This is a genomic window from Nonomuraea sp. NPDC001699, assembly GCF_053596455.1.
The window spans coordinates 1-1,267 of sequence record NZ_JBSFGF010000087.1; the positions used below are offsets into that span (position 1 = coordinate 1).

The 1,267-nt window shown below is 70.2% G+C and carries 1 protein-coding gene; it reads right to left on the reverse strand.

Going from position 1 to position 1,267, the window contains the following annotated elements; genetic code table 11:
* The coding region (locus ACWCSU_RS52820) for a beta-ketoacyl synthase N-terminal-like domain-containing protein (RefSeq protein ID WP_449945265.1) at window positions 1-1,267 on the reverse strand (1,267 nt) is incomplete at both ends.

Consider the following 1,267-nt stretch of genomic DNA (forward strand, 5'->3'; position numbering starts at 1 on the left):
TGCCCCGGACCACGCCGACCCCGGGCTCACCCGACGCCACCGCCCGCAGGTCCCCGCCTACGACCACCGCACGGTGCTCGAACATCGACCGAGTCATGGCGAGCGAGTACCCCACATCCACCGGCCGCAGACCATCCACGTGCGCAAGCAGCCGACCCGCCTGCGCCCGCAACGCCTCTTCCGACTTCGCCGACACCACCCACGGCACCGTGCCATGAGGACCAGCGCCGCCTGCCGTACCGACAGGCTCCTCCACCACCGGCCCCTGCTCCAGGATCACATGCGCGTTGGTGCCGCTGATCCCGAACGACGACACACCCGCCCGCCACGGCCGATCCACCTGCGGCCAGGGCCTGGCCTCGGTCAGCAGCTCCACCGCACCCGACGACCAGTCCACATGTGAGGTCGGCGCGTCGACATGGAGCGTCCGAGGCAGGATCCCGCGCTGCATCGCCATGACCATCTTGATCACACCCGCGACGCCCGCAGCCGCCTGCGAGTGACCGATGTTCGACTTGATCGACCCCAGCAGCAGCGGCCGCTCCCGATCCTGACCATAGGTGGCCAGCAGTGCTTGGGCCTCGATCGGGTCACCCAGAACGGTACCCGTCCCGTGCCCGTCCACCGCATCCACCTCGGACGGCGTCAACCCGGCGCTCGTGAGCGCCTGGCGGATCAGTCGCTGCTGAGAAGGGCCGTTCGGCGCGGTCAACCCGTTGGAAGCGCCGTCCTGATTGACCGCGGACCCCCGCACGAGGGCAAGTACCTGATGCCCGTGACGCCGCGCGTCCGACAACCGCTCCAGCACCACCACCCCGACGCCCTCGGACCAGCTCACCCCGTCGGCCGCCTCCGAGAACGACTTGCTCCGCCCGTCGCCGGCCAGTCCGCCCTGCGCGCTGAAGTCGATGAACGCACCGGGCGTGGCCATCACGGTCACGCCGCCGACCACGGCCAGCGAACAGTCCCCGCCACGCAGCGACTGCGTCGCCAGGTGGATCGCCACCAGCGACGACGAGCACGCGGTGTCCACGGTGACCGCCGGTCCCTCGAAACCCAGCGAGTACGAGATGCGCCCGGACAACACGCTTCCTGCGGTGCCGGTCCCCATGAAGCTCAGGACTTCCGGCGGGAACTCGAAGCGCCCCGGGCGGTAGTCGTGGCTCATCACACCGGCGAAGACTCCGGTACGGCTCCCGCGCAGCGAGACGGGGTCGATCCCGGCCCGTTCGATCGCCTCCCACGACACTTCCAGCAGCAACCGCTG